Raw genomic sequence first — 6,381 nt, 5'->3', positions numbered from 1 at the left:
GGGTCGACGTGACCAGGGACACCTCGGTACGCGAGTCGGCCGACTGCTTCGGGCGCAGCAGCTCCAGCTGGGGGAACTACCTCAACGGCACCCAGCTCATCCCCAAACAGCTCGTCGGACGGCTCGTGGAATCCTTCGTGCCCCCCGGTCCGGGGCTCAAGACCAAGGCGGTTCACGCGCTGGAGCTGTGGAACTCCGCCGACACCGAGCGCCGCGCCGGCCGCTCCCCGTCCGGCGGCCGCGAGCTCCGGCTCGGCGGCGAACGGGAGCGAGCCCGCACGGAGCGCCGACTCGGACAGGCTCGACAGCGGCCGGGCCGGGTACAGGTCCGGCAGGAACGTGCGCGCAGCCGCCGCATGACGGCCGAGGAGCAGCAGGAGTTCTGGATGGCCGGGGTACTGGCGGCCCAGGAGGGAGATCCGGCGCCTGGAGCGCGAGGCACACGGTCTGGCGGTCGCACCCTCCCCGCTGCCCGTACCCGCATTCGGGGATGCTGCCGCGGGCGACGTGGACGACGACTCCGACTTCGAGGCGCGGCTCGGGCACGTCACCGCCGAAGGCCTGGAAGACGAGGCGCTCATCGAGGAAGACCTCCAGCCCGGTACCTCGCCCGAGCACGAAGGGCCTGCCGAACCGCTCGCCCAGGCGGTCCGGGACCCCGTCCAACCGGTGTCCAATCAGACGTTGGACAAGCCCGCCACCGGCAATGACGGGCCGCTCAAGACCGTGCCGGCGTCCAGCGCCGACCTTGACGACCGGTTCAGCTCGCTCCTGCGTCGTCGTTCTCATGGCCGCTGTACTGGCTGGTATGCCTTCCGGTCGGGAGAGCAGAGTCAGCCCGCCAGTGCCGCGGTGATCTGGCGGGTGGTCTGCGCGGCGACCCGGGGGTTGGTGGCGGCGTACGCGACGTACGCGTTCAGACCCGTCGCCAGCGCCCAGCCCCGCCCCCGGATCCAGGTGTCCTCGTCCACACCCAGCGCCGTGCGGAACACGGTTCGGCTGCGGGACGACATCAGGGTGAAGGCGATCGTCAGGTCGCAGGCCGGATCGCCGAGCCCGAGCTCGCCGAAGTCGATGACAGCCTTCAGCTCGCCCCGGGCCGTCAGCAGGTTCCCGGTGTGCAGGTCGCCGTGACACCACACCGGGGCCCGCCCCCACGCCGGGGCGGCCAGGGCGGCGTTCCACAGCGCGGTCATCGCCCCGGCATCGAACACCCCCGCCAGCGCGGCAATGGCCGCCCGCGTCCCGGCGTCCCGCTCTGCCAGCGGCGCCCGCACCTCGCCCCCGCCGTCCGCCGGGCAGGCCACCAGCGCCGTCAGGAACCCCGCGAGCGCCCGGGCGGCCGGTACCGAATCACCGAGCACCTCCGCCGTCGCCGTCTCCCCTTCGATCCAGCGGGACACCGCCCACGGCCACGGGTACCCGCACCCGGGCTCGCCCAGAGCCACCGGCACCGGCACCGCCAGTGGCAGCCGTGGGGCGAGCCGGGGCAGCCGTCGCAGCTCCTTCGCTGCCTGGCCGACGGCGTCCCGGTGCTGCGGCAGCCGCACCGACAGCTCCCCGCCGAGGCGGTGGACCACGTGGTCGGACCCGGCCGGCTCGACCCGTTCCAGCGGCAGCCCCGCCCACTGCGGGAACTGCGCCTCGACGAGCCGGCGCACCAGCACGGCATCGATCGCGGGCGGGCTGTCGGCTGTGCTCACGCGCGGCTCCTGATCCCGGCCCGCACGACGACGGGCGATACATGGTCCAGACCATCTCATCCCGGCCGGCCCTTTCTCGTCGACCGCTTTCCCGGCCCGCGCCCACCAGGCCGACCGGGCCGGGCCGGCCGGCGCAATCCGCTCACGCCTACGCAAACGCAAGATCCGCGCCGTGATCCCGCAACCGGACGACCTGCCGGATTCCTCCGCACGCCTTCCGCGGACGCGGGCGGACGGGATGGCCGACAAGACTGGTAACAGCGTTACCCATTGGATACGTTGTTTCCCATGAGCACTGCCTATCAGGAAGCCCAACGCGTCGGCCAATCCGCCGTGCGCACCACGATCCTCGACCACGCCATCGAGCTCCTTGTCACGGAGGGACCGGCCGCACTGACGATGCGTCGGATCGCCACCGGGATCGGCGCCTCGACCAAGGTCCTGTACACCATGTTCGGCGGCAAGGAAGGTCTGGCCGACGCGCTCTACCGGGAGGGGTTCGCCCGGCTGCGCCGCGCGCAGCAGCGCGTCCCCGGTCGCGCGGACGACCCCTTGGCCCACCTCAACGATCTCGGGGACGCCTACCGTGCGCACGCCCTCGCAGAACCGGCCTACTACCGGGTGATGTTCGAGCAGGCCGTGCCCGGCTACCGGCCGGGCTCCGAAGCCCTGAACGAGGCGGAGACCGCCTTCGACACCTCGGTGGCCGCCGTCCAGGCGTGCATCGACGCCGGGGTGTTCCGGCCCGGAGAGGCGTACGAGATCTCCAAGCTCCTCTGGGCGGCGGCACACGGGGCGGTGAGCCTGGAGATCGCCGGTCACTTTCCGCCGGACGCCGCGGCGCGCCGCTACGCCGCGCTGCTGGCGGCGGTGGGACGGACGTTCCTCGCCGCCGAGCAGGGACAACGACAAGGACAAGGCCGTCGAAAAGCACAGGGGCAAGCACAGGGGCAAGCACAAGGGCAGGGGCAGGGACTGGCATGACGATCACCAACCGCTATCTGTCGGGGAGCTTCGCGCCGGTCACCGAGGAGGTCACCGCGTTAGACCTGCCCGTCACCGGACGGATCCCCGCCCACCTCAACGGCCGCTACCTGCGCACCGGCCCCAACCCGCTCGGCATCGAGGACCCCGCCGCCCACATCTGGACGCTCGGTGCAGGCATGGTGCACGGGGTGCGCATCCGCGACGGCCGTGCCGAGTGGTACCGCAACCGCTGGGTGCGCTCCGGCGCGGTCGCCGACCGGCTCGGGGAACCACGGCGCGGGACCCCGTTCGACGAGCGCCTGGACATCGCGCCGAACGTCCAGGTCGCCGGGCTCGCCGGCCGCACGTTCGCCCTGTTGGAGGGCGGGATACGTCCGTACGAGCTCACGTACGACCTCGACACGGTCGGCCCGTGCGACCTCGGGGCGACTCCCGAGGGCTACAGCGCCAACGCCCATTCCGTCTTCGACCCGCACACCCGCGAGCTGCACTCGCTCGCCTTCCTCTACGGCTCGGAGCGAGTCCAGCACATCGTGATGGACGAGACCGGCACGGTGGTGCGGACCAGCTTGATCCACGCGCCCGGCAACCCGTACATGCACGACTTCGCGCTGACCGAGCACCATGTGATCCTCTTCGACGCCCCCGTGGTGTTCAGCGCCGCGCATCTGCCGACCGGCGTCCCCTTCGTCTGGGACGACGCGCACCAGGCGCGCGTGGGTGTCATGCCGCGTACGGGAGGCGAGGTGCGCTGGTTCGAGGTCGCGCCGAGCCTGGTCGGCCACACCCTCAACGCCTACGAGGTCGGCACCGGCGACGGCACGGACATCGTCGTCGACATCGTCCGCCACCCCGAGGGCTTCAACATCAGGAACTTCGGCACCAGCCGCCCCACCCTGGACCGCTGGCACATCGACCTTGTCACCGGAAGAGTGCGGGAGGACCGGCTCGACGACCGCACCCAGGAGTTCCCCCGGGTCAACTCCCGCTGCGTCGCCCGCCCCCACCGCTACGGGTACGCGGCCGCCACCGAGCTGTACGCGCCGCCCGCCGCGCCCACGGATCCGCGGCCGGACACCGGGTTCAGCAGCGCGCTGCTCAAGCACGACCTGGCACGCGGTACGACCGAGGCGCACGAGTTCGGCCGGTTCGGAGCCGTCGGAGAGGGGGTCTTCGTCCCCGCCGAGTCGCCCGCCGCCGAGGATGACGGCTACGTGATGGCGTACGTGCACGATCCCGAGCGCGGCGCGGCGGACCTGGTGATCCTGTCCGCCCAGGACTTCACGGGCGAGCCACTCGCCCGCATCCACCTGCCCGTCCGGGTCCCGCTCGGGCTGCACGGCAACTGGGTCCCCGGTGACCCGTGGGATCCGCAGGGTCCGCGCCCGTAGCGGAGCACCTCTCCACGCCCGTGGAATGCGCCGGCTCACGCCCGACGGTCAAACGCTCCGACTTGGCCGGCCCGTCGCCTGCGCCCCGGCCCCGTCGGGGGCCGGGGCGGTCGGCCGACAGGGCAGTGGAAGTGCGGCAGGAAGCGCTCGAAGGGGTGCTCGCGTAGCAGGTGTGCAGCACCAGGATGCCCGCGTTGTCCGCGCACGGGCTGGTGTTCTTGTGCTTGATCATCCAGGCGCCCGGCTCCTCGGCCCACCGGAACACGGTGAAGACCCGGGAGGAACGCCCCTGGCAGTCCCACTCGCTCGGCGGCGACCCGTCCGAGGCGCTCGGGCCGCCGTCGCCGTCGACGCACTTGCCGGTCGCGTTGTTCACGATGTTGAAGTCCCACTCGCCGCCGCCCGCGGCGTGCCGCATGGTCCACAGGCTGCCCGCGCGTCGTGGGCGCCGGCGACCACGCGGGTGCCGTTGGCGCTGCCGCGCCTCTCGAAGCTGAGGAAGCCGCCGGAGTGGGTGTCGTTGACCAGGTCGACCACCGATCCGGCGCCCAGGATCTGCGTCCGGTAGTAGATCGGGTAGTGGCCGGAACTGCGGCCGGCGGCCCGCAGGCCCGTCGTCGGATACGTCAGGGATGGTGGCCGGCACGGCCAGCTCCGGCGTGATCGCGGTGCCGCACTTGGCGCAGAGGAAGACGGTCATCCCCTCGTTCAAGTCCTCAGAGCTGTTCAGGTCATCTCATGTGGTGTGCTCACCGCAGACGATGGGGGACCGGCGACGGCCGAGAAGGAGAACAAACCGGCTCGGCCTGCCACAAGACCTACGAAGGCCTGACCGCCGAGCAGATACGCGAGGCGAGACCAGGATGGGACCTGTGGCGCGACGGTGTGATTCCCGGTGACGCAGACCATCCCGGCGAGGCGCTCGCGCAGGTGGCCGCACGCACGGACGCGGTGCTGGACCGTGTTCGTCCGCTGCTGGGGGAGGGTGATGTCGCCGTCGTTGCACACGGCCACCTGGCGCGCGTGCTCACCGTGCGCCGGCTCGGCCTCGACGCGTCCGCGAGCCGCCTGCTCGGCCACCCGCATCCAGGCACTTTCAGCTTCCTGGCCGCCGAAGACGGGCAGCCCTTCATCTCCGCCTGGAACCGCCCGCAGGGCAAGGCTGTCGCGCCACCTCTGACGCGAGGGGGCCGGAAGCGGATCCGTGCCGCCGCGATGCCTGCGAAGGCGAGGGCGAGGTCGGCCTTGCGTTCGTAGGGGCGGTGAAGACTGCGGTATCCGGCGAGAGCCAAGAGACGTGCGCTCGATGGTCCGGCGACGGCGCCCCGACCGGCGGGAGGATTCGACACCCCATCGGACGGAGCGCGGGGTTGACGCTGCGCGCGAGGGGCCATCGTCGCAGGCGCTCGGAGTCATTTTGTCGACAGTCGGCGATGACAGTTTTGCGCCGTGTGGCCTGCGGCGACGTACTCACTGCCGCCCCACGGCTTCTCCCGACGGTTCCTTCTCGACATCTGTTCGACGGAGTACCCGTGGCCGGTCGCAGACAGGCGCCGCCCACCATGCCTCGCGGTCACTTCGCCGTCGACCCCGAACCCCATGGGCCGAACCCCATGGGCCCACCGTTCGTGCCGGCTGAGAACCAGGACGCATTCCCCCCCCGTCCTACCCGGGTGGCCCCCTGCATCGGTGACGCCGATGGCGTGGTCATCGTTTCCGCCGGGATCCGGAACACCTTCGTTCTGGACCCCGAAGACACGCTCGGCCTCGCCCGGCACCGGACGCCGGAGGCGTCACCCGGATGCTGCGGAGCCCCCGGCGACGGCCCCTCAAACCGAGCCTGCCGCTGCGGTTCGTCGTCCAACGGGCCTTGAACCGGCCTCGAACCTGTTCGTGGATTCCCCTGGTCCCGGACCGGCGCGCCGGCGGGTTTCTGCTGTTCCGAGGCCGGACCGGCCGTGCGTGCCGTTCCCGGTGAACCGGCTGTGCCCGTGCACTGGGTCGTCGGAGGCCGGGCTGGCGTCCGGGTTGGCGCAACGTCAGAACTTTTCTTCGCATGTGGACTTGGGTGCGAAGAATTCCGCAGAACGGTTGTTACTCGATCAACTGGTCCGGGTGGGTGAGGTGGGCTGGAAGTGCGCCGGGTGGTGCGCCGGAGTGTGTTGTTCCGGTTTCCGGTCGGTGGTGCGGGTGGGTGTAGCGGTCAGTGAATGTCAGGGCCACGCCCGGCCGGGATGTGTGTGGTGTGCAGGCGAGTGTGACGGAAATGTCCGGGTGCGGTAACCGGGACCGGCGCGGGC

4 protein-coding genes are annotated in these 6,381 nt (G+C 71.4%); 3 read left to right on the top strand and 1 reads right to left on the bottom strand.

Annotated features, from left to right (window positions below; all coding sequences use genetic code 11):
• Positions 1-833: 833 nt before the first annotated feature.
• The gene (locus ACFXA3_RS24165; RefSeq protein ID WP_385190004.1) at positions 834-1,703 is read right to left on the bottom strand and encodes an aminoglycoside phosphotransferase family protein; all 870 of its coding nucleotides are present in this window, start codon (positions 1,701-1,703) and stop codon (positions 834-836) included.
• A gap of 288 nt (positions 1,704-1,991) precedes the next feature.
• Here ACFXA3_RS24165 and ACFXA3_RS24160 point away from each other — a divergent pair, with 288 nt between their 5' ends.
• From ACFXA3_RS24160 to ACFXA3_RS24150, 3 genes are all read left to right on the top strand, one after another.
• On the top strand, positions 1,992-2,687 hold the full coding sequence (locus ACFXA3_RS24160; RefSeq protein WP_385190001.1) for a TetR/AcrR family transcriptional regulator: 696 nt from the start codon (positions 1,992-1,994) through the stop codon (positions 2,685-2,687).
• Positions 2,684-4,081, top strand: a complete 1,398-nt coding sequence (locus tag ACFXA3_RS24155; protein WP_385189999.1) for a carotenoid oxygenase family protein — start codon at positions 2,684-2,686, stop codon at positions 4,079-4,081. Before ACFXA3_RS24160 ends, ACFXA3_RS24155 begins: the two co-directional genes overlap by 4 nt.
• Positions 4,082-4,819: 738 nt before the next feature.
• Entirely contained in the window at positions 4,820-5,338 is a 519-nt protein-coding gene (locus tag ACFXA3_RS24150) for a histidine phosphatase family protein (protein ID WP_385189998.1), read from the top strand.
• Positions 5,339-6,381: the final 1,043 nt, after the last annotated feature.

Source organism: Streptomyces sp. NPDC059456 (assembly GCF_042750055.1).
Taxonomy (GTDB): Bacteria; Actinomycetota; Actinomycetes; order Streptomycetales; family Streptomycetaceae; genus Streptomyces.
Note: the sequence above shows the minus strand (reverse complement) of the source record. Positions and strands in the feature narration are given on the sequence as shown.